Below are 22,107 nucleotides of genomic sequence, written 5' to 3'. Positions count from 1 at the left end.
CGAAGGCTATTTGTGTTGTTTTTTCTTATTTTTTTCTAAGAAAGTAAGAGAAAGCGACCTTTTAATGAAACATTAAAAAAAATCATGTATAATAATAGAGATTGATTGTCACCTAATTAAAATATATTGACAAAGAATGAGGGATTTTTATGAAAAAAATACTAGTTGTAGATGATGAAAAACCAATTTCTGATATTGTGAAGTTTAATCTAACCAAAGAAGGCTACGAAGTGTTTACCGCTTATGATGGTGAAGAAGCACTTGAGAAAGTCAAAGAAGTTGAACCAGATTTAATTTTATTAGACTTGATGTTACCTAAATTAGACGGCTTAGAAGTGGCGCGTGAAGTTCGCAAAACGTATGACATGCCAATTATTATGGTTACAGCCAAAGATTCAGAAATTGATAAAGTGTTAGGACTCGAACTAGGTGCGGATGATTATGTTACAAAACCTTTTTCAAATCGGGAATTAATTGCGCGTGTGAAAGCTAATTTACGCCGAGGATCTAGTGTGGGAAAAGGCACTGAAGTTCCTGTGACAACGGATTTAGAGATTGGCGATTTAGTGATTCACCCGGATGCTTATATGGTAACGAAACACGGTAGCACGATTGAACTCACACATCGCGAGTTTGAATTGCTTCATTATTTAGCCAAACATCTTGGACAAGTCATGACGCGTGAACACTTGCTACAAACGGTGTGGGGCTATGATTACTTTGGTGATGTCCGGACGGTCGATGTGACAGTCCGTCGATTAAGAGAAAAAATTGAAGATAGTCCAAGTCATCCAAACTATCTTGTGACTAGACGTGGGGTTGGTTACTACTTACGCAACCCAGAACAGGAGTAGGTATAATGAAAAAAAAAGTTCGCTTTTTTCAATCAGTGAACTTTAAAATCGCCCTGACAATTATCTTGATTTTAGTTATTTCAATCCAGATAATCGGGGCGTATTTTATTCGCGGTTTAGAGCGTTCAATGATTGATAATTTTAAATCCTCCATGAATACACAAGCAGAGACGATTTCAGGGACGGTTAGTACGTATTTAAGTCAACAAGATAGCGATCAAGAAGACATTAATAATGAAATTCAACGGATTTTAGATAGTAGTGAATCGCCTGATATTTTAGAGATGCGGGTTGTCGATGAAAAAGGAATTATTCGCGCAACGACCAATGTTAATGATCGAAGTTCCATCGGGAAAAAGAGTATCGATTCCTATATTGATCAATACGAAGATAAAAATTTCGCAGCCGTCGATGAAACGACAGGTGAACGTGTCTTAATCAACATTCGCTTACTCCAATCAGCCGGGGAAGTCGTTGTCGGAACACTTTATATCCGTAGTGATTTGGAAAAACAATATCAAGAAATTTCAAATATCGCGGTGATTTTTGTGACGGCAACGCTTTTAGCCATTGCGATTGCGATTGTCGTTTCGGTCTTAATCGCTCACTCCATCACGCAACCCATTGGTGAAATGCAAGAACAAGCTTTGCGGATTGCACGCGGTGATTATAGTCATAAAGTTGAAATTAACGCAAAAGATGAACTTGGCCAACTGGCGGAAAGTTTTAACCAATTAGCTGAGCGAATAGAAGAGACACAAGAGGCGATGGAAGCCGAACGAAATCGCTTAGATAGCGTTCTAACCCATATGACAGATGGCGTCGTGGCCACCGATCGAAGAGGGAAAGTCATTACGATTAACGAAATGGCGCTATCATTATTAAGCTTGAAACAAGAAGACGCAATCGGGCAGTCGATTTTGACATTATTTCAACTTGACGAGGAATATAGTCTGCGTTCGTTATTAGAAAACACGAAAGAAATGTTAATCGAACGGCCGTCTCCTGTGCCACATGTCCAAGACTTGATTTTGCGCGTGGATTTTTCGATGATTCGCCGGGAGTCAGGGTTTATTTCTGGTCTTGTTGCGGTCTTGCATGACGTCACGGAACAAGAAAAGACCGAACAAGAGCGTCGAGATTTTGTTTCGAATGTTTCGCATGAATTACGAACACCATTAACTAGTATGCGTAGTTACTTAGAAGCACTTGAAGATGGCGCGTGGAAAGATCCTGAAATCGCACCCCATTTCTTACAAGTTACGCTAGAAGAAACCGACCGCATGATTCGGATGATTAACGATTTACTGAATTTATCGAAAATGGACAGTGGAAATGCACAAATGCAAATGGAATTGGTAAATTTTAATAATTTAGTCAATTTCGTCTTGGATCGTTTTGATATGATGGTGACCAGTCAGGACAAAGATTATCAGATCAAACGAGAATTTACGAAACGTGATCTATGGCTAGAAATCGATACGGATCGCTTAATCCAAGTAATTGATAATATTATGAATAATGCTATTAAATATTCTCCTGATGGTGGCACGATTACCGTTCGATTAATCGAGACGCATAATCATATTATCTTAAGTATTACGGATGAAGGGATGGGTATCCCAAGAAAAGATTTGAATAAAATTTTCGATCGCTTCTATCGAGTAGATAAAGCGCGAGCAAGACAACAAGGTGGAACTGGGCTCGGTTTGGCCATTTCAAGAGAAGTGTTGAAAGCACATGGCGGATCGATTTGGGTCGAAAGTCGAGAAAATCAAGGCTCTACTTTCTACGTCAGTTTGCCATATGAACCTTACGAAGAGGAGTGGTGGGAATGAATCGAATCACAGATAAAATCTTACATGGAATGTTAATTCTGATGATTGGTCTGAGTTTTTATTTAACCTATTTGATTTGGGTCAGTCCTGCTAGTCATGAAACTTCTCTTGAAGAAAGTTTAGGTAACAATCGGACGGAAGAAACATCTTTAAAGACAAAAGAAGAAGTTTTTTTACCATTAAAACTACGATATCAAAAAGAAGACACGAATCAAGAAACGCAAAATGAAGCACTATTAAAAGCAATTCAAAAAGAATTACACCAGACAACTTATAGTGAAGGGGAAGTCACGACTTATTCGAAGCAATCGGATTATCAACGAGCAACCACCATGACATCGGGAATGGAACTATTTTACGCCTTTTCTTTTCCTTTTAATACCTATCTTGAATTGTTTGATTTAAGTATTCCGCTTGTGGATGATCAAGAAAAGACGGCAGCTTTTTCGAGTGTGCAAGTCGACTTTGAAGAAGGGAAGATTCGATTTTTAAATAATCAGGAATTGACAGTGGTCGAAGCGACGTTGGAAGATAACTTATCAAACTTTTCTTCAGAAATTGAATACGCCAATGTGAAGTGGGTTCCTCTCGAAAAGACCCGCACGTTTTTAGAAAATCACTATTTAACCAAAGATACTTTAGAGTTAAAAAAATATAGTTATATTTCTTCAACGCAACCGTATACGATGTTCCGCGATGCTTTCTTCTCAAATCCTAAGAGTGTGCGTAGTAATAGTTCCGTTTTTGATACATATTTGTATGAGGGTGGTAATTCTTTAACGATTAAGCAAGATCAAGAAATTATTCAATTTCAAGGGCAAGCCAATACAACGCGCCCCTTTGATATTTTTCTAACTAGTTTTGATTCAATCAAAAAAATTGGAGCCAGTTATGGTTCAACCCGGGTCATTGATCAACTAGATAATGCTATTGATTATCGAACATTTGTAGAAGGATTCCCTATTTTTGGCGAAAATCACGAAGCTCAAATTGCCTTTGATTTTAAAGAGTCAAATGAGAGCAGCGCGGTTCGTGTAACAATTCAAGCAAATTTGAATTCCTTACAAATACCGATTCCATCAGAAGAATCAGTGGTATTACCTTCGAGTCAAGAAGTGATTGAAACACTCTATTATAAAGGGTTAGATACGACCTTAGTAGAGAGTTTATTAATTGGTTATCAATGGAAGAATTTAGAAGATACAGGTGTTGTCGACCTGATTCCTAATTGGTATATTAAATATGATAATCAGTGGTATCGTTACGAAGCGTTATTCCAGTTACTTGCGGAGGAAGAAGAGGAGGCGCCAAATGGATTTTAAGCGAATTGAATGGATTTTTTTCTTTGCTTTTTTAGGTCTCAATTTGTTCCTTTTCAATCTTTATCGTGAGGCTAAAATTGAGCAAAATATTACTTATCGAACAAATGAAACAATCCCGATTCAAAAACGATTGTCTTCTGAAAATATTCGATATGAAGAGGAATTTTCAAATGATAAATTGCAAGGATATTATTTAAGTGGTGTTCAAACAGATTTTAACCAAGCGTTACTTGATGAACGAACACGTTTAAATAAGCCTCAATTGTTAGAAAAACAAACTACAATTGCTGGGGGGAATTTAGCCCACACGCTTGAAACTCCTGTTATATTGGATAATGAAAGCCAAATTAATGCTGAAACGATTGATGATATTTTGACACGTACTGATCTTTTCTTGTTTGGTAAAGAGTATCAGTATTTAGCAGATGCTTCATTTATAGCTGACGATTACTCTGAAATTGTGACGGGGCAATTTTATGAGGACATTCCTTTAAATGACGCTTCTGGGCGGTTAACGATGATTTTAGAAAGAGTAGAAGATCAATGGCTATTAACGAAATATGTTCAAAGTCACGTATCTGATTTAGCTCCGCTAAGAGAAGCGATGCTCGTTTATTCAGAAAGTGATATTATTAATACATTATATGTGAATAATCGAATTCCAGTCAATTCGACCATTATGTGGCGACAATTAGCCTATAAGATGACATTAAAAGTAAGGGGACAAGCTATTTATGTACCAACATGGTTTGTCGCAATCGAAACAACCGATGGGAAGACTCGTATCGAATTAGTGAATGGATTTACCAATCGAATTGTGACCAATTCAGTCGTTCAAACGGTTGAAAATCAATAACGTGGAATATGTAGAAATAGTGAGGTTTTATAAGTGGATCAAACAGCAGCATTTCAAATTAGTGTTTTAGCCAGTGGCAGTTCTGGTAATAGTTTATATATCGAAAGTGAGAAAAAGAAAATTTTGGTGGATGCTGGACTAAGTGGCAAGAAAATCACCTCATTATTACAGGAGATTGGAAAAACACCAGAAGAATTAGATGCTATTTTTGTGACTCATGAGCATCGTGACCATATTCACGGGGTAGGTGTATTAGCTAGAAAATACAAATTAGATATTTATGCCAATGAAAAAACATGGCAAGCGATGGATCCTTTAATTGGCATTGTTCCAACCGAACAAAAATGCCATTTTGAAATGGGAAAAGTTTTAACCTTTGGAGACATCGATATTGAAAGTTTTGGTGTCTCTCATGATGCAGCAGCACCCCAATTTTATCGTTTTCATAAAGCGAATCGCTCCTTTGTGATTTTGACAGATACGGGCTACTGTAGCGATTATTTAAGAGGATTACTAAAAGGTGCCGATGCTTACTTAATGGAAAGCAACCATGATTTAGAAATGCTCCGAATGGGGGCATACCCCTGGAATTTAAAACAACGAATTTTAGGGGATTACGGACATCTCTCCAATGAAGATGGGGCACTTGTTGCAGCAGATGTATTGACGGATCAAACAAAGCGTATTTATCTAGGACACTTAAGTCGAGAAAATAATATGAAAGAACTTGCTCATTTAACAATGGAAGGTATTTTGAGAGAACAAGGATTTGCGGTGGGGCAAGCGTTTGAAATATATGATACCGATCCAAATCAAGCGAGTGAGCTGTTTTCAATTTAGGATGCGTACTTATCGATAATTCGTCAGCTACTTATTACTACTTAAGAAGCCTCGACAATTGTATAAAGAAAGTCACAAAGAAAGATGAGGGACTAATACAGTCAATCATCTTTTTTAATAGATAGTTTTTCATAAGATTTATGAAAATCACCTTTGTTAAACGGGATATCCTTGAAACGACTGTCTCCAATAATTTCACGGGTTACTGTTGTCGAAGGTAAATCTAAATAATCTAATAAGTGCATATGAGAGTATCGAGAATGCTCATCTAATTCACGTTTTAAAACAGCTTGAAAAAACATACCCCTTGATAATCGAGTGGCTAAACTTCGAGTCAGTCGATCCGATTTAATGGTAAAATGATTCGTCATGTATAAAAGCGTTTTCATTTTTTGGGGTTCCATACGTACTAGTTGACCTGGATTAATCCATATCGTCATTTTTGACCGAACAGGACCTAAGGGAATTAAGCTATATTTACCCGTCGCAAAAGGGATAACGGTAGTTTTTGATTTAGACAGTTGTTGAAAGGCCTTACGATATGTTTCAAAATCCATTTCAATTTCTTCTTTTAAAAGTTGGGAGATAATGTGATAGGGTGGACGATTGACATAAGCGAAATTATTTTGGTAAAGAATAAATGTGTGACGGTAGTTGTCGCTTTCTAGAGGAATTAAGCCTAAAATATCACAATCACGGTAGAGAATCGGGGCGGGAGAATAGGTTTTTAGGAGGTGGTGGATATTCATTTGGTTAAATCCGTCACTCTCGAAGTAAGGTAAAAAAGAAGGTAAAGGATGGAAATATTTTTTTTTGTATGGTCGGGGAGACTTGGAATCGTGAGTCTGATACATTGACAACACTCCTTTTTTAATCTATTTTTAATGATATTATACATTTGTTATTTAATTTTTTCATCATTATTTAAATTTACTTACCATTTTTTAATAATCATTGATGATTAAAACGCGCATCAAAGTGAAAAGTTATACCACCGTTTTTCACTAAGCATAAGACCTAAAAAACAAAGAGTGGCGAGAATTCTCGCCACTCTTTGTTTTTTAGGTCTTTAATCAGATTAAATCAGTGTTTCTAATGGTGTTCCGGGAAGAGATAAATCATCTGCAATCCCTAATTCCACTAGGTGTCCTTGATACGTATTAACGCCACGGTACAAGGCAATATTTTCCTGGATTGCTGTTAAGAACGATTCGTTTGCAATTTGTTTGATGTAAGGTAAGGTCATGTTGCTTAAAGCATAGGTTGCGGTTTGAGCAACGGCACCCGGCATATTTGCAACAGCGTAGTGAATAACACCCTCATCTACATAAGTTGGATGATCGTGAGTAGTGGCAGAAGCACTCGTTTCAAAAATACCGCCTTGATCAATCGCGATATCGACAATCACTGATTTATCAGGCATATTTTTGACCATTTCACGCGAAACTAAAGTCGGCGCTTTACGACCAGGTACGAGCACGGCACCAATCACTAAGTCGGCAGTCAAAAGTTGTTGTTCAATATTAAAGGCATTTGATAAAAGCGTATTAATCTGTCCATTAAATTGATTTTCTAATTCTTTTAGACGATTGACATTGATATCTAAGACAGTAACATTTGCTCCAAATCCAGACGCGATTTGGGCAGCATTTGTTCCGGAAACGCCCCCACCAATCACCACGACATTTCCTTTACGAACGCCGGGTACGCCAGCGAGTAGAATCCCTTTTCCACCGTATGGACCTTCTAAAAATTGAGCCCCAATTTGGGCAGCCATTCTTCCAGCAATTTCACTCATGGGTGCAAGTAAAGGGAGCGTCCCATTATCTAAGCGGACACCCTCATACGCAATTGAGGTCACTTTAGCGGCCATTAATGCCTCTGTAACGCTCTTATTCGCAGCAAGATGCAAGTAGGTAAATAAGATCAATCCTTCTCTAAAATACTGATATTCTTCTTCGAGTGGTTCTTTTACTTTTAAAACCATTTCACTTGCCCATACATCTTTGGCTTCATCTAAAATAATGGCACCAACTTCTAAATAAGCTTCATCAGAGATTGCGGAGCCTTCACCGGCACCTTTTTCAACAAAGACTTCATGGCCCGATTGAACGAGCTCATAAACGCCGGCAGGAGGTAATGCGACTCGGTTTTCATTGTTTTTAATTTCTTTTAAAATTCCAATTTTCATTTATACCCACTCCAATATTTTTAGCTTACTAAAAAGTATAGAGGAAAAGAAGCGAAATTACAATGACTGCAAGAAGATTCAGAAAATTTATTGAAAAAACTTAAGAAGTAAAAAAGCATCCCATTTTGCAGCGATAGCCGAAAAGTGGATGCTTTTTTGAATCGTTTGAACAAGTAGAAATTACTCGAAGGACTCTAGTTCAAGACTGATTTCTTCCCATTCTAATAGTAATTGTTCTTGTGCTTGTTGTTTTTCTTCCATTGTTTTTTGGATTTCGAGCAATTTCAAATGATCATTTAAGACAGTGGACTGGGTCATTTGTTCTTCTAAATGGCTGATTTCTGTTTCAATTACTACTAATTCTTCTTCAATAGTGGTGACTTTTCGTTTCAGCTGACGAATCTTTTTTTGTTCTTCCTTACTTTGTTGAAAGGTTTGTTTTCCTTTAGAAATCGTCGACTCTACGACTTCTGGAGCCGCTGTTAGTGTAGCGATTTCTGCTTCTTCTTGTTTTTTTTCTAAATAGTAATCGTAATCACCAAGATATAGACGGCTACCATCTGCTGAAAGTTCAATGACTTTTGTCGCAATACGGTTGATAAAATAACGGTCATGGGAAACAAATAAAATCGTTCCTTCGTAGTCGATTAGCGCATTTTCTAATACTTCTTTACTATCGATATCCAAGTGATTGGTCGGCTCATCCAAAATTAAAAAGTTTTCGTGATTCATAGCTAATTTGGCCAAAGCAACCCGTGCTTTTTCGCCACCACTAAGTAAACCGATTGTTTTGTCAACATCCTCTCCAGAAAAAAGGAAACTCCCTAACACCGAGCGAATTTTAACCTCAGGTGTGGTCGGATGGTCATCCCAAAGTTCTTTTAAAATGGACTTTTGTAAATGTAATTGTTGTTGCCCTTGATCGTAATAACCAATCGTAACATTCGTGCCATAGTGAATCTCACCTGCAAGAAGGGGAAGTTGTTTTAAAATTGATTTTAACAGTGTCGACTTACCAATCCCGTTTGGTCCGACTAACGCAATCGCATCTTTTTTACGGATATCTAGTTGAATATTATTGGCTAAGATTTGTTCTTTTTCATAACCAATGGCTGCATCTTGAACTTGTAGGACGACATTACCAGAAGGGGTATCAATATCAAATAAAATATTCGCGGATTTCTCATCCCCATTTGGGCGGTCTAACCGATTGATTTTTTCTAATTGCTTTCGTCGACTTTGCGCTCTTTTTGTCGTTGAAGCACGGACAAGATTACGTGCCACAAAATCTTCTAGTTTGTGGATTTCAGACTGTTGTTTTTCATACGCTTTCCAGTCGAGGGCGAGTTGTTCTTCCTTCAATACGAGGAAGCGACTATAGTTTCCTTTGTAATGTGTCATCTTAGAGCGACTAATCTCGTAAATTTCTTTGACAACTTCATCTAAGAAATAACGGTCATGGGAAACAATTAACAGTGCACCTTTGTAATTTTGTAAATATTTTTCTAACCAATCCAACGTCTCGATGTCTAAGTGGTTGGTCGGCTCATCTAAAATAAGTAAATCGGGTTGTTGTAATAACATTTTGGCCAATGCGAGACGTGTTTGTTGTCCTCCTGAGAGCGAGTCGACTGTTTGATCGTAGAACTGAGCATCGAATTTAAAACCGTGAAGAACCGATCGAATCTCATTTTCATAACTATAACCGCTGCTCTCAGCAAAAAGATGTTGGAGATGATCATACTCTTTTAAGAGCCGTTGCCCTGCTGGTGTCTCCAAATCCGTTGTACTAATTAACTGTTCGACTTCGCGCATCCGACTCTCCATTTGTCGCACTTCTTGAAAAGCATCGAGCATTTCATCCCACACGGTTGCGTGCGACGCAATACCTGTATTTTGTGCAAGGTACCCCATTGTTAATGACTTTGTTTTCGTAATGACACCTTGATCCGGCGCTTCCAAACCTGCGATTATTTTGAGTAGTGTCGACTTACCAACACCATTGCGACCTACTAAACCAATTCTAGCGTGTGAATGAATTTCAAATTGAATATTTTCAAATAAAACCTCTGCTCCAAATAAACGAGCAATCTGGTTTCCTTGTAATAAAATCATAAAATAACCCTCGTTTCCATTTCCATCAATCATGTGATTTTAAGCTAGTTTATCATATATTTTCATGTGTCGCGACTGTGAAAAAATTTTTTGAAAAAAATCACAAATTTTGAGCATGGCAATTGCCTTTTGACAGACAAATTTGATATGATGGTAGTTGAAATAGTGAACTTTTCACAAATGGAGGTCTTTTAATTGAAAGAAAATCAAATTCCAAAGGCAACAGCGAAACGTCTGCCTTTGTATTATCGTTATTTACGTATCTTAAATGATGCGGGTAAGAAGAAAGTGTCTTCAACCGAATTAAGTGAAGCAGTCCAAGTCGACAGTGCCACAATCCGCCGTGATTTTTCATACTTTGGTGAACTAGGCAAACGCGGTTATGGGTATGATGTGAATGATTTAATGCTCTTTTTCTCTAAAACGTTAAATGATGATCAAATGACAAACGTTGCTTTAATTGGAGTGGGGAACTTAGGGAGTGCCTTATTGAAATATAAATTTCATCAAAGCAATAGTATACGTGTCAGCGCCGCATTTGATGTGAATCCTGAAATCGTGGGACGGATTGTCGATGGCATTCCTGTTTATCCGATGAGTGATATGAAAGAACAAATTGGCATTCAACAAATCGATATTGCGATTTTAACGGTTCCAGCTGAACATTCCCAAGATGTTGTGAATGATTTAGTGACATCAGGGATTAAAGGGATTTTGAACTTCACCCCAGCGCGCATCACCGCACCAACTGACGTGCTTGTTCAAAACGTCGATCTGACAACAGAACTTCAAACACTCATTTATTTTCTACACTCTGGTGGAATCGCGCCATCCGAATAAAACGAAAAAACTTCCGATGCTTTTGTTTTCAAAGCATGGAAGTTTTTTAATTTGTAAAGAGATCGGTATAATTAGTCGGTTCCGTAATCGCTTGGTAATTTTGAATAATCGTTTGAAGACGATCAAAATCAATAAAGCGCGCTTGGCGATGAACTTCTTTTCCTTGATAAAAAACAAGAATCGCCGGGGCTGTCATCACTTGAAACGTTCCTGCTACTTCGGGTACTTCAAAAGCATCGAGCGCCAACATGGGTAAGTCAGTATCTTCAAACATCTGCTTGATACGAGGTTGAACCGCGTGACAAACGGAACAGTTCGGCATGGAAAGATAGAGTAACACCAACGAACCCTCCTCAATGATGGCTAGTGTATCCGCAAGGGATAGATTCTTCATAAAAAACACTCCTTTTCCTGAACATTACTCAGGAAAGACAAGTTTGTCAATTGAAATGTTTTTTATCAAAAAAATTCACATTTTCCTCACAAACAGTTGTTATACTGATTATGAAAAACAATTAATTATGTTTGTAGTTTTCCTAAAGGTTTAGTACAATAGATAGAAGAAGAACGAGTTTATTTGGAGAAAGAGGTGTTGCTTTATGGGATTTACCGATGAAACAGTTCGTTTTGACTTTGATGATAGTCGCAAAAAAGAAGTAAGTGAGACATTAGCGATTGTTTATCGCGCATTGGAAGAAAAAGGCTATAATCCAATTAATCAAATCGTCGGTTATTTACTTTCTGGCGATCCAGCGTATATTCCCCGTTATCGTGAAGCTCGCAATTTAATTCGCCGTCATGAGCGTGACGAAATTTTAGAAGTCTTAATTCGTTATTACTTAAAAGACCATGGGGTTCATTTAACATGAGAATTATGGGCTTAGATGTAGGCTCTAAAACCGTTGGCGTTGCGATTAGTGATCCGATGGGGTGGACGGCACAAGGGATTGAAATCATTAAAATCAATGAAGCTGCAGGTCAATTTGGCTATAAGCGCGTGAAGCAATTGATTGATGAGTACGAAGTCACAACTGTTTGTATTGGCTTGCCAAAAAATATGAACAATTCGATTGGTCCTCGGGCACAAGCGTCCCTTGATTATGGGAAGAAATTAGAGGAACTTTACCACATTAATGTTGTGTATCAAGATGAGCGATTAACGACTGTCCAAGCAGAACGCATGCTTGTTGAACAAGGGAACGTTTCCCGCGCTAAACGCAAAAAAGTGATTGATAAAGTCGCAGCAGTAATGATTTTACAAAATTATTTAGATGCTTCTGGTAACAAATTCATCTAAAATGAATGCTAAATAAAAGAAAAGAGGACAAAGAAATGACAGAACATACACATGATCACGAAGGACACGAACATATTACATTAGTTGACGAAGATGGAAACGAAACGTTATACGAAATTCTTTTAACCGTAGATGGCCAAGAAGAATTCGGACGTAACTATGTCCTATTATACCCAGCTGGTATTCCAGAAGATGAAGAAGTAGAACTACAAGCCTACGCTTTCGTTGAAAACGAAGACGGCACAGAAGGTAGTTTAGAACAAATCGAAACAGACAAAGAATGGGATATGATTGAAGAAGTCTTCAACACGTTCATGTCAGAAGAAGAAGAAGCTTAATAATAAGTAGGACAAACCTTGATTTAATAAGGTTTGTCCTTTTTTTGTTTTCACTTGAACGTGCTTTTGAACGTGTTCTACTGAATATTTAAGTGTTTTACAAAGTTTTCTACCGTTTTTTCTTTAGATTCTTGTGATAGATGGCTGTAGATATCCATCGTCATTTTAATCGATGCATGGCGTAAACGATCCTGAACATCTTTCATCGATGCACCACTTTCTAATAGAAGTGAAGCATGGGTATGCCTGGTAACATGAATTCCTAAAAAAGGGATGTCCGCATTACTTGTAATGGTTTTAAGCCGTGAATAAATTGAATGATGTGTCACAATCTCTTTATAGATGCCACAAAAGACCATCGTTGGATCCGTAATGCCTAGCGTGAACATATACTTACGTTGGTTAAGCTGCCATCTCTTTAGCCGTTTCATTGTGATTTCATCTAAAGCGAGCTTAGCATTACTTGCATCCGTTTTAGGACTCGATACTTTATAGCCATGTTTTGATTGGCTTAACGTTTTATTGATGTGGATTTGATTGTTCTCAAAGTCAATATCCGTCCAATCAAGCGCAAGAACCTCACTGATACGGCAACCACTGTAAATAAGTACATGCAGCAACGTATGATCATATTCATTCCGGTACCCAGGTTCCAGATTTTTAAAGTAATTGAATAGCTTAGCTAGCTCTTCTTTACTATAAACCTTAATCGGGCCTTTCTTTTGTGTTGTTTCACGTTTAGGCATTAAAACACGTTCTAGCGGGTTGTTTTCAATAATGCCTAAGTTCATCGCATAACGAAAAACACGGCTTGTAGTCGAATGAAGAACTCGATATTGATCGGTTATTTTGGCCCAATCATTAACAATCTTTTGTGCTTGTTTAACAGTGATATCTTTGATTCGTAGCTTGCCATACTTAGGTAGTATCCACTTTTTGAATTTAATTTCATTCTTAATCTTAGTGACTTCCTTGACGGTCGTTTCATATGTTTCGAACCACAATTCATAAACCTCTTGAAATGTTTCATTGCTGCTTTTGTTTAAGCCACCATTTTTCTCATAATCCACTTGAAGCCGATTCAATGCGAGTTGGGCTTCTTTTTTTGTCTTAAACCCCCTTCGAGTCGTTTCAATATCTTTGCCAGTTGACCTATCAATTCCTAAATAAGCCCGGAATTGCCATGCTTTTGTACCATCTTTTTTATCATATTGCTTGAATGTTGCCATTTTGTTTTCCTCCCAGTACCTAACGTGGGGCGTTTGGTGGGGGGGCTAAACTCTTCTTTCAAGTCCTCTAAAGATAGCTAATTTTATCTCGTCTTCATATTTATAAAAATCTTCAGATTGATTTCAAATTATGATTTTTTATAAATTAGATTAGATATACTTGTTTTAGAATAGCAATATAACCCTTGAAGTGTTAGAATTGACGTATGCTGATATGTAAAAGTAGTAATTTAAATTGGAGGTAGTAAAATGTTAGTAAGTTTTTCTATAACAAATTTTTTGTCTTTTAAAGAGAAACAAGATTTGTTGCTTGCTTTGCCAAGTAATCGTTCAAAGCGTCAAATTGAGAACACTATTTTTAGTTTTAGAAAAAATAAAAGATTACGTAGAGTAGTAAATAGTAGCGCAATATACGGAGCAAACGCTTCGGGTAAATCAAATCTAATTATTAGTATAAGAAGTTTACAAAGAGTCCTACAGGATTCTTACGAATATAGTGATAGAAGTGATTTAAATTATGTTATTCCTTTCTTGTTTAGTGATGAAAATGATACTATAGATTTCTCAATAGAATTTATTAATGAATCTTTAGATAAACTCTACACATATGAAATTTCATTCTCTTCAGAAGATGGTAAGGTAATTTCAGAAACAATTGAAATTGAAGTTATTAATGACAATAATGAAGTTAAAGAAAAGAAGCTTGTATTTAAAAGAGAAAAAAATAGTTTTTCATACTATGATCCTGCTTTAGAAAAAATTATTAAAGAATATAGACCGAAAAATTTTGAATATAAATCTGTGGTATCGATGTTTATCAACTCTATTAATAATGAATATTTTAAGCGAGAAATAGAGAGTGAAGAATTTAAAGTATTTAAAGAAGTTTATTCGTTTGTTCTTGATAAGATAACGATAGTATCTGATAATAATTCAGAAGATTTAATTGCGAACAGACTGAGAAATGATAACGACTTTAAGGAAGAGTTACTTTTGGCATTTAGTGACTTAGACTTTTTTATTAAAGATTTTGAAGTGATAGATGTTACTACTGAGTTTCTAGCTAGTATGACCAGTTTTCTAGAAGATGGCGAATTGTCAGATAGTATAAAGAAAAGAATTTTGCACGAAGCAAAATCTCAAAAAAAATATAGCATTCGCCCTATTTATATATGCGAAGAAAATTCGCCCTCTTTACATTTAGATATGGAATCAAGAGGAACAAAAAAATTTATTTCTAACTTTATTGAAGTTTTTGATGCCTTAAAAAATGGTGAAGTATTAGTTTTTGATGAAATTGAAGAGAGTTATCATCAATTAATTCAGAAGTATATTGTCAACTTATTTATTAATGAAGCTACAAATGATAACAGGGCTCAATTATTGTTTACAACACATAATACAAAACTGTTATCAGATATTGGATTTGCGAAAGAACAAATTTGGTTTACTGAAAAAAATAGAGAAACTTTGGATAGTTATTTATATTCATTAGTTGATTTTAAAGAAGTTAGCGTAGAGAATCATAACTGGGAGAAATTATATTTGGAGGGACGATTAGGTGCTGTGCCGGAGGTTTTTGAATGAAAAAAAACTTAAAACAAATTGTCCACATTCTTTTTCCAGAAGCCAGTAAAAAAGGTGAACAAATACAATTAACTGAGAAATGGTTCTTCCAACATACTTACCAAAGAAAGCTCAAAAATATTAATTTTAAGTATTATGCAGAACCAGATGAAAAAAATTTTTATAAAGCAGTGAATGACAGTTCCAAAAAAAAATTACATGATGTTTTTTTTATTATTTTAGACACCGATCAAAAAGAATCTAGAGATAATTTAGAGATAGTAGAAAAAGAAATAAGTAAGTATAGCAAAAAGTATAAAGATAGAGCTGAAATAATCCTATCTAATAGAAGCTTTGAAGTGTGGTTATGTATGTTTAAAGGGGCGTATACAGCTCCTTTTTCGAGTCAACAGCAATTAGAAGCTGATGTATCTTCTGATTATCAAAAAAAAGAAGCTTGGTATAAAAGTAATGGGCAAAAATGGTATTCTGATACAGAATTGGCAATAAAAAATTCAAAGATTAGCAGAAGATCTTCTTTTAAGGCAGCAAGTAAAAGCAATGAATATTCTAATGATATGCTAGAGTATATACCTTTAGACTTCACATCGTATAATATAAAATGGTTGGTTAGAGATGTTGTAACCTATACATACTTTGATATTCTTATAGAAAAATTATATGCTTTAAATATGTACGGATCTCTATTGATAGAAATAGATGTATTGTTGAAAATGGATGGAGTTCCAAATAATACACAAGTGTCGATAATTAATTTAAAAGAAAAAATACTTAGAGGTGAAAAATATATCCGAGATGAGGCATTATTAAAAAACTTGTCTGATATACTTGATTTAGATAATAAAATTTCTAAACAGGTAGAGATAATCCTTGTAATGATTATCTCAAATTAAAAAACTCTTTATTATTTCAATTATTCATTCCTACACGTAATGTTTTTTTGAATAACAAACTAATCAATAAAAATCTAACCAATCATTCAAACTATTCACAGAATGAGCTGGAGCTAATTTTATGAATAAATCCATAAAAAAACCGTCCACAAAGTGAACGGCAGCCCCACGTTAGACGAAGATTTTTTGAACGTGATAATGAACGTGTTTCATATCAATTACGATGAAATACACTGAACATCATTTAGTAATAAAGTTTGTATTCTTTAGCGTTTACTAGTCTATGAATGTTGATATTATGCTATTTTCATTCATGTCAGAAGAAGAAGAATAGACTTAATAGTAGGGAGAAACCTTGATATGACGGGGTTTCTCCTTTTTTGTTTTGTTTTTAACCAAGGAAATGACCAAGATTACTAAAAATTAAGGTGTACTACAAGTTTTTCAACGGTCTTTTCTTTTGATTTTTGTAACCACTTTTGAGGCTGGCTATCTAAACTTGGAAGAGGGCGATCCTGTAGCGGTTGCTGAACAAATTGGTTATCTCGATACAGGGGCAGCCTTTGAGTATTCTATTTCTGTTCATCGGTATGACGAATTTTCAATTGATGTTGTGCTAACCAGAGATTGATGAAGAAAATAGAAGAGTGTACTGTTTTTATGTGGTGAACGTTCCTCTGTTGAAGTAGCCGATTTTTACCCTTTTCGTCGAGAAATCCGTTACTATTTAGATAAACTTTTGCTCCGGTCAGATTAAATTTGATTTTATTTATTGACAATGAGAAAGTTCTCATGTAAAGTACAGATAACTTAAATATTCATCCGTTGCAAAGAAGAGTAATTTTTTCGCGTGTTGTAGAGACGTTCTGGTTGGTGAAAAGAACGATACAAGAAAGAATGAAGATGGTCTTGAAGGATAAATCGTCGATAAGTAGGCGGTTTCGAAAGGTTCAATCGTTATCTTGAACACTTATTTGCTAAGTTAAGCATGTAGGGTAAAGGGAAGTGTGAACTTCCAAAAAAAGGTGGTACCGCGATCATTCGTCCTTTTACGAGTCTCTAAACTCGTAAAAGGACTTTTTTTGTTTTATCGGAATGATATTTAAGAAAAATTCGAAAAAAAAGGGGAAAATGGATATGAAAAAATGGAATAAAGTCATTCAATTTGGTTTACTTGGTGCAGCACTTGTTGGTTTAGCCGCTTGTGGCAATGAAGCGACGGATGCAGAGGGCTCAAGTGCTGAAGGATTAGAAGTCATTAATATTGCAGCGACATCTACACCACACGCAGAAATATTAGAGCAAGTGAAAGAGGACTTAAAAGAAAAAGGTTTCGAGCTAGAGATTACCATTTTAGATGACTATCCACTATATAATCCAGCGTTAGATGCAGGGGATGTTGATGCGAATTTCTTCCAACATACACCTTATTTAGATAGTTATAAAGAAGAAACAGGTTCAGAAATTACGCCTGTTGCTAAAATTCATTTTGAGCCACTAGGGATTTATGCAGGTAAAACGAAAGATTTAGCAGACATTAAAGAGGGTGCGCAAATTTCAATTCCAAACGATGCCACGAATGGTGGTCGGGCATTGCTTTTACTTGAAGCAAACGGCTTGATTGAATTAAAAGAGGGTGCAGGCATTACTGCAACTGTGAGTGATATTACAAAAAATGATAAAGATCTTGAAATTGTAGAATTAGCAGCAGAACAAGTAGCCCGTTCCGTTCAAGACGTTGACTTTGCTGTTGTCAATGCGAACTATGCGTTAGAAGCAGGTTTTGACGTCCAAAATGACGCTTTAGCATCAGAAGCAATCGATTCAGAAGCAGCCGAAATTTATGGGAACGTCTTAGTCGTACGCAAAGAAGATGTCGAGGCTGATAAAGTGAAAGCTTTAATCGAAGTGTTAAAAACAGATAAAGTTCGTGATTTTATCAACGATACTTACAAAGGCGCAGTCGTTCCATTATTCTAAAATGACTGAAAAAAAAAGTGTCAGGCATGGATATTTTGCCTAACACTTTTTTTTGTCCTCTTGACATGAATGACGATTTTGATTGTGTAGGATTAGTGTTAACGTTTTCTCGGTTGCGAGTTGTGTGGTAAAATGGATGAAAGCGCAATAGACGAGAAAGGGTGTCTGGTCGATGTCTAAATGGTTCATGGTTTGTGAAGTCGAAAAAATTGATTTAGTAAAAGCGTTGCGTCAGCTGCCGACATTTTCTTTGCCAATGCAAGAAAATGTCACGGTGGACGATGAAATCTATGTCTATCTGAAAGCCCCATTTGATGCACTGATGTATCAACTACGAGTCACGGCAATCAATCAAGCAATCTTGCCTGCAATCGAAAGTAAATACTACGACAACATTTACCTTAACCAACAATCGCAGTATTGCAAGGTTGAAGTGCTTGAAATGTTTCCGCCAGATTTATTTACCTTGGATTTTTTAGAAAAAAATGGGTTAACGCAATTAAACGATTTCGCTCCTCTTTCAGAAGAAGTCGCCTATAGTATTGAATACCATGAGGCGGAAGGAGAAGATGACGAGGAAGAAGAAGTCGACTTTCCGATTGATGATATCTATTAAATTAACTAAAAAAGAAACTGCCTCGCTAAAATAATGGAGGCAGCTTCTTTTTGGCTTATTCTACTTTTTTTAAATAATTGAAGATTGGTTTTTGATAATCCTCGACGGACCAAGCATTCGTATTTAAACGTTGAGCCAGTAGGTAACCAATGAAAGGTCCAACGGTTAAACCAGAAGAACCTAACCCACTAGCGACAAAGAGCGTATCATCTTCCGAAGGTGACCCGAAAAAGGGTGCAAAGTCAGAAGTATAAGCTCTTGTTCCAATGCGGTATTGATAGGGAGAAGTGAGGAATTCCTCCGTTTTTTTTAAAAAGGACTGACTGTGGTGCCACAATTGTTCAAAGGCTTCTTTTGTAGGCGTGAGGTCCCACAAGGCCTCGTTTTCATGTGTCGCACCAATTAAAATTTTTCCTTGTTGAAAAGGAATCAAGTCAGCTTCACCATCGAGCATAACAACAGGCCATTGCTCACTTTCAAGAAAAGGTGTTTGAAATTCCAAAAGTTGTCCTTTTTGGGGACGAATATCAACGTGATAACCGAGAGACCCCAAGATTGGTTTTAAGGATGGGCCTGCGGTAATGATTGCTAAATCAAATGTATCGCTATGTGTAGCTGTCGTAACGACCCAATCGCTTCCTTTTTTAGTTAAAGTTGCCCGCTCTTTTACGATGGACAAGCCCTTATCAATCGCCAATTGCTGCAAGCGCACCAAATAAGCTTTCCCATCTAGTCGTCCGCCACCACTTATTTTTAAGGCTGGCGTCTCTTTTAACAGTGGTAGCGCGAGGCTCGTTTCTTCTTTTGAAAGTAAGGTAATGTCACCCATCTCAGGGGCTTCTTCTTTTCGTGTTTGGGCAAAATCGTAAAGAGCTTCTAATTGCGTTTCTTGGCGTAAAATGAGCGTTCCACAGCGTGTATAAATGGACTCATCTAACTGAAAATCGCTGACTAATTTTGGAAAGAAAGCAGCACCGTCTTTGGCTAGTTGATACCATTTTTTATTTCGACGCTTCGAAACCCAAGGAGAAATGATACCGGCACTGGCACGAGTGGCTTGCCCGATTTCATCGTCATAAAGAGTGATGGCAAATTGTGTTATATCTAAATAATTTGCGAGTGTCAAACCAACGATGCCCCCCCCAATAATGACTATCTTTTTCATTCGCTCATCCTCGCTAACTTCAGCGCTTTTTGAGTATTGGCAAAGTGGAGTTTCGCGTATTGCTCGAGTAAGGGAAGGCCCCCACGTTTTAAAATAGTGGCTGCCACTTGATCTGAACGTGTCCCGGCGCCAGAAGGTAACACGATGCCTAATTCGGACGAACCGACTCTTAAACTTTCTAAAAATTTCGCGCGACATAAAATAGATGCGGCGGCTACAGCTAAATGATATTGTTCCCCTTTTGTGATGAAATAAAGGTTCTCAGTAATGGGGTTCTTCTCACCTTTTAAATATTTGCGATAATTGTTTTCTGGTGTAAATTGATCAATTAAGATTCCTTCGGGTTGCTCGGGTTGGATCTGCTCGAGCAGTAGTTGAATCGCTTGATTATGCAGTGCGACTTTCATATGGACCGCATTATATTTTGGCTGGATGGCATTGTATTTTTGAGGTGTCACTTCCAAGAGTTTAAAGGGCACAATCTCTTTAATTTTGGGTGCTAAAGCCGTAATATCATGATCGGTTAGCATTTTTGAATCTTTTACCCCTAGCTGTTTTAGCTTAGGTAAGTGTTCTTTTGCAGCATACACCGCACAAACGATTAACGGACCAAAGTAGCTCCCGTTACCGACTTCATCACTGCCAATAAAACTTTTCTCCGCGATGTTTTTTGGTAGAATCGTAGCCGCTTTTACTTTTTTTTCTTCAGGAGTGATAGCCAAGTTTTGCCAACGTTGGGCTTCTTGTTCGGCTTGACCTCCTTGAAATAAAATTTTGCCGGAAGTATAGGCGGTAATCGTTGTCCCATTCTTTTTAGCAATAAACTGGGTGTAGGGCACTGATTTGTTTATTTGATTTTTATGATAGTAAGCTTGGACGGTGGCCAGCTGATTTTTGGGTAATTGAATAACAACGTGACTCATAGACAACCTCTTTCTTTATTTTTTTATAGTTTACCATACAAAAATGAAGAATAATCAAAGAAAAAGCTAAAGCACGTAGCAAAAAAGGAAAATTTCTTTTATAATGTTTAGGAGTAGTTTTTTTAGGAGGATAAGCTCGATGGCCAAAGCAAAAATAAGATACAAAGCAGTCATTGCGAATCAATCGTATACGATTATTGGGCAAGAAACGAGCCAACATATGGATCGGGTAACGAGACTGGTGAATGAACAATTACAAGAAATTCGACAAATGGCGCCTCAAACAAGTCAAGAAGAAGCAGCAATCTTACTTGCAGTGAACGCGATTTCCGATCAATTGAAAAAGCAAGAAGAGCTGTTAACGATCAGAGAAAAAATGATTGGCTTAAAAGAACAGGCACTAAAATCAATCGAATTAGAAAATCGTCTAAAGCGCATTGAAGCGATTGAAATTGAGGCCAAAGAAGTCTTAGAACGGACTGGTCGTGGCGATGTTGAAATTCGCAATCATATGGAAGCACAACAAATATTGAATGAAGAACGAAAACGTACAATTCAAAATAAAACAGCGAAACGTTAGCAGAAAAGGAGCTGAGCAATGATAGGACTAGTCGTCTTACTAATTTTGTTAGCAGCATTTTACGGCGGTAGCCGCAGAGGAGTGGCTTTGCAACTTGTTTATTCCGGAGGATTCTTTCTGTCTTTTTTAGTCGCTCAAAAGCTCTTTTTACCATGGGGCGAAAGAATTTCGTTACTCCTTCCTTATTTATCGGTTTCACCAGATACGAAAATGGCGTTGTTCACACAAGAGCAATCGTTTGATTTAGATAAAGCTTATTATGCGGCAGTCGCTTTTATGGGTTTTTTATTTATTGGACATTTACTAACCAAATTCGTGGGCATCTTTGCGAGCGGGTTGCGTTATACACGCTTTATTCCTCAAGTTGACGGATTGATTGCCGGTTTTTTAAATGTGATCATCGCTTACGTCTGGATTTTCTTGATTTTTAAGTTGTTAACGCTGATTCCACTTGATGCGATTCAAGGCTTGTTTAAAGCGGGAAGTGTCCCACGGTGGATTGTCGAGAAGAGTCCGATACTAGCCAATTATTTTAATCAAATGTGGATTATTGATTTGATTTAAGAAAAGAATAAGAAAGAAGTAGGTCGTTTTCGTTAAGCGGTAGCTACTTCTTTTATTTTAAAGAGAGATAGGTGAGTGA

At 36.8% G+C, this 22,107-nt stretch carries 22 protein-coding genes, 1 pseudogene and 1 other annotated feature; of the genes and pseudogenes, 16 read left to right on the top strand and 7 right to left on the bottom strand.

What is annotated here, in order from left to right:
- Window positions 1-149: 149 nt before the first annotated feature.
- The 5 genes from yycF to IGI68_RS00785 are packed head-to-tail and all read left to right on the top strand — an operon-like array spanning window position 150 to window position 5,710.
- Window positions 150-854: a response regulator YycF gene (gene yycF / locus IGI68_RS00805; protein WP_071874283.1), complete on the top strand. Its 705-nt coding sequence runs from the start codon at window positions 150-152 to the stop codon at window positions 852-854.
- 5 nt (window positions 855-859) lie between these two features.
- Window positions 860-2,692, top strand: a complete 1,833-nt coding sequence (gene walK / locus IGI68_RS00800; RefSeq protein WP_273232153.1) for a cell wall metabolism sensor histidine kinase WalK — start codon at window positions 860-862, stop codon at window positions 2,690-2,692.
- Window positions 2,689-4,014 (top strand): YycH family regulatory protein, encoded by a 1,326-nt coding sequence (locus tag IGI68_RS00795; protein ID WP_438729539.1) that lies wholly within the window; start codon window positions 2,689-2,691, stop codon window positions 4,012-4,014. The genes walK and IGI68_RS00795 overlap by 4 nt, the downstream gene beginning before the upstream one ends.
- On the top strand, window positions 4,004-4,870 hold the full coding sequence (gene yycI, locus IGI68_RS00790) for a two-component system regulatory protein YycI (RefSeq protein ID WP_071874280.1): 867 nt from the start codon (window positions 4,004-4,006) through the stop codon (window positions 4,868-4,870). The genes IGI68_RS00795 and yycI overlap by 11 nt, the downstream gene beginning before the upstream one ends.
- A gap of 33 nt (window positions 4,871-4,903) precedes the next feature.
- Window positions 4,904-5,710, top strand: coding sequence for an MBL fold metallo-hydrolase (locus IGI68_RS00785; protein ID WP_071874279.1), 807 nt, complete (start codon window positions 4,904-4,906; stop codon window positions 5,708-5,710).
- A gap of 101 nt (window positions 5,711-5,811) precedes the next feature.
- Here the strand turns inward: IGI68_RS00785 and IGI68_RS00780 are convergent, their stop codons facing one another.
- The 3 genes from IGI68_RS00780 to IGI68_RS00770 form a co-directional block, all read right to left on the bottom strand.
- Window positions 5,812-6,564: a hypothetical protein gene (locus IGI68_RS00780; protein ID WP_071874278.1), complete on the bottom strand. Its 753-nt coding sequence runs from the start codon at window positions 6,562-6,564 to the stop codon at window positions 5,812-5,814.
- A gap of 224 nt (window positions 6,565-6,788) precedes the next feature.
- Window positions 6,789-7,901, bottom strand: a complete 1,113-nt coding sequence (ald, locus tag IGI68_RS00775; RefSeq protein WP_071874277.1) for an alanine dehydrogenase — start codon at window positions 7,899-7,901, stop codon at window positions 6,789-6,791.
- Between the two features lie 180 nt (window positions 7,902-8,081).
- Window positions 8,082-10,016 carry an ABC-F family ATP-binding cassette domain-containing protein gene (locus IGI68_RS00770; RefSeq protein ID WP_438729533.1) on the bottom strand — a complete coding sequence of 645 codons (1,935 nt, stop codon included), beginning with the start codon at window positions 10,014-10,016 and terminating at the stop codon, window positions 8,082-8,084.
- Between the two features lie 195 nt (window positions 10,017-10,211).
- On the opposite strand from IGI68_RS00770, the gene IGI68_RS00765 reads away from it, so the two are divergent.
- Window positions 10,212-10,856 carry a redox-sensing transcriptional repressor Rex gene (locus IGI68_RS00765; protein WP_071874275.1) on the top strand — a complete coding sequence of 215 codons (645 nt, stop codon included), beginning with the start codon at window positions 10,212-10,214 and terminating at the stop codon, window positions 10,854-10,856.
- Window positions 10,857-10,902: 46 nt separating this feature from the next.
- On the opposite strand, the gene IGI68_RS00760 is transcribed toward IGI68_RS00765, so the two are convergent.
- A complete protein-coding gene (locus IGI68_RS00760; RefSeq protein ID WP_273229429.1) occupies window positions 10,903-11,250 on the bottom strand; it encodes a thioredoxin family protein in 348 nt (115 codons plus the stop codon).
- A gap of 205 nt (window positions 11,251-11,455) precedes the next feature.
- Between IGI68_RS00760 and IGI68_RS00755 the strand changes: the two genes are divergently transcribed.
- Genes IGI68_RS00755 through IGI68_RS00745 form a run of 3 tightly spaced genes read left to right on the top strand, consistent with a single transcriptional unit; the run spans window position 11,456 to window position 12,491 of the window.
- The gene (locus IGI68_RS00755) at window positions 11,456-11,725 is read left to right on the top strand and encodes an IreB family regulatory phosphoprotein (RefSeq protein ID WP_071874273.1); all 270 of its coding nucleotides are present in this window, start codon (window positions 11,456-11,458) and stop codon (window positions 11,723-11,725) included.
- Window positions 11,722-12,153, top strand: a complete 432-nt coding sequence (gene ruvX / locus IGI68_RS00750) for a Holliday junction resolvase RuvX (RefSeq protein ID WP_071874272.1) — start codon at window positions 11,722-11,724, stop codon at window positions 12,151-12,153. The genes IGI68_RS00755 and ruvX overlap by 4 nt, the downstream gene beginning before the upstream one ends.
- Before the next feature lie 35 nt (window positions 12,154-12,188).
- Entirely contained in the window at window positions 12,189-12,491 is a 303-nt protein-coding gene (locus IGI68_RS00745) for a DUF1292 domain-containing protein (RefSeq protein ID WP_438729527.1), read from the top strand.
- Between the two features lie 77 nt (window positions 12,492-12,568).
- Here IGI68_RS00745 and IGI68_RS00740 read toward each other — a convergent pair whose 3' ends face one another.
- Window positions 12,569-13,720 carry a tyrosine-type recombinase/integrase gene (locus tag IGI68_RS00740; protein WP_438729524.1) on the bottom strand — a complete coding sequence of 384 codons (1,152 nt, stop codon included), beginning with the start codon at window positions 13,718-13,720 and terminating at the stop codon, window positions 12,569-12,571.
- A gap of 249 nt (window positions 13,721-13,969) precedes the next feature.
- Between IGI68_RS00740 and IGI68_RS00735 the strand changes: the two genes are divergently transcribed.
- The 5 genes and pseudogenes from IGI68_RS00735 to IGI68_RS00715 all read left to right on the top strand — a co-directional run bounded on the left by IGI68_RS00735 (window position 13,970) and on the right by IGI68_RS00715 (window position 18,796).
- Window positions 13,970-15,307 carry an AAA family ATPase gene (locus tag IGI68_RS00735; protein ID WP_438729521.1) on the top strand — a complete coding sequence of 446 codons (1,338 nt, stop codon included), beginning with the start codon at window positions 13,970-13,972 and terminating at the stop codon, window positions 15,305-15,307.
- Entirely contained in the window at window positions 15,304-16,200 is an 897-nt protein-coding gene (locus IGI68_RS00730; RefSeq protein ID WP_438729518.1) for an RloB domain-containing protein, read from the top strand. Before IGI68_RS00735 ends, IGI68_RS00730 begins: the two co-directional genes overlap by 4 nt.
- 457 nt (window positions 16,201-16,657) lie before the next feature.
- Window positions 16,658-16,831 (top strand): annotated as a pseudogene (locus tag IGI68_RS00725) (UTRA domain-containing protein); the annotation flags it as partial.
- A gap of 185 nt (window positions 16,832-17,016) precedes the next feature.
- Window positions 17,017-17,252: a binding site (T-box leader), on the top strand.
- Window positions 17,253-17,337: 85 nt separating this feature from the next.
- On the top strand, window positions 17,338-18,180 hold the full coding sequence (locus IGI68_RS00720) for a MetQ/NlpA family ABC transporter substrate-binding protein (protein WP_438729515.1): 843 nt from the start codon (window positions 17,338-17,340) through the stop codon (window positions 18,178-18,180).
- Between the two features lie 172 nt (window positions 18,181-18,352).
- Entirely contained in the window at window positions 18,353-18,796 is a 444-nt protein-coding gene (locus IGI68_RS00715; protein ID WP_438729512.1) for a hypothetical protein, read from the top strand.
- A 55-nt stretch (window positions 18,797-18,851) separates the two neighbouring features.
- Here the strand turns inward: IGI68_RS00715 and IGI68_RS00710 are convergent, their stop codons facing one another.
- Both IGI68_RS00710 and rnhC read right to left on the bottom strand, forming a co-directional pair.
- On the bottom strand, window positions 18,852-19,961 hold the full coding sequence (locus IGI68_RS00710) for an NAD(P)/FAD-dependent oxidoreductase (protein ID WP_438729509.1): 1,110 nt from the start codon (window positions 19,959-19,961) through the stop codon (window positions 18,852-18,854).
- On the bottom strand, window positions 19,958-20,884 hold the full coding sequence (rnhC, locus tag IGI68_RS00705) for a ribonuclease HIII (RefSeq protein WP_071874267.1): 927 nt from the start codon (window positions 20,882-20,884) through the stop codon (window positions 19,958-19,960). Before rnhC ends, IGI68_RS00710 begins: the two co-directional genes overlap by 4 nt.
- A gap of 139 nt (window positions 20,885-21,023) precedes the next feature.
- On the opposite strand from rnhC, the gene zapA reads away from it, so the two are divergent.
- Both zapA and IGI68_RS00695 read left to right on the top strand, forming a co-directional pair.
- Window positions 21,024-21,464 carry a cell division protein ZapA gene (gene zapA, locus IGI68_RS00700; RefSeq protein ID WP_071874266.1) on the top strand — a complete coding sequence of 147 codons (441 nt, stop codon included), beginning with the start codon at window positions 21,024-21,026 and terminating at the stop codon, window positions 21,462-21,464.
- An 18-nt stretch (window positions 21,465-21,482) separates the two neighbouring features.
- The gene (locus tag IGI68_RS00695; RefSeq protein WP_071874265.1) at window positions 21,483-22,028 is read left to right on the top strand and encodes a CvpA family protein; all 546 of its coding nucleotides are present in this window, start codon (window positions 21,483-21,485) and stop codon (window positions 22,026-22,028) included.
- Window positions 22,029-22,107: the final 79 nt, after the last annotated feature.

Source organism: Enterococcus sp. DIV1314a (genome assembly GCF_051713805.1).
Taxonomy (GTDB): domain Bacteria; phylum Bacillota; class Bacilli; order Lactobacillales; family Enterococcaceae; genus Enterococcus_I; species Enterococcus_I aquimarinus.
The sequence above is the reverse complement of the archived record's forward strand: the minus strand, read 5'-3'. Positions and strand labels throughout refer to the sequence as shown.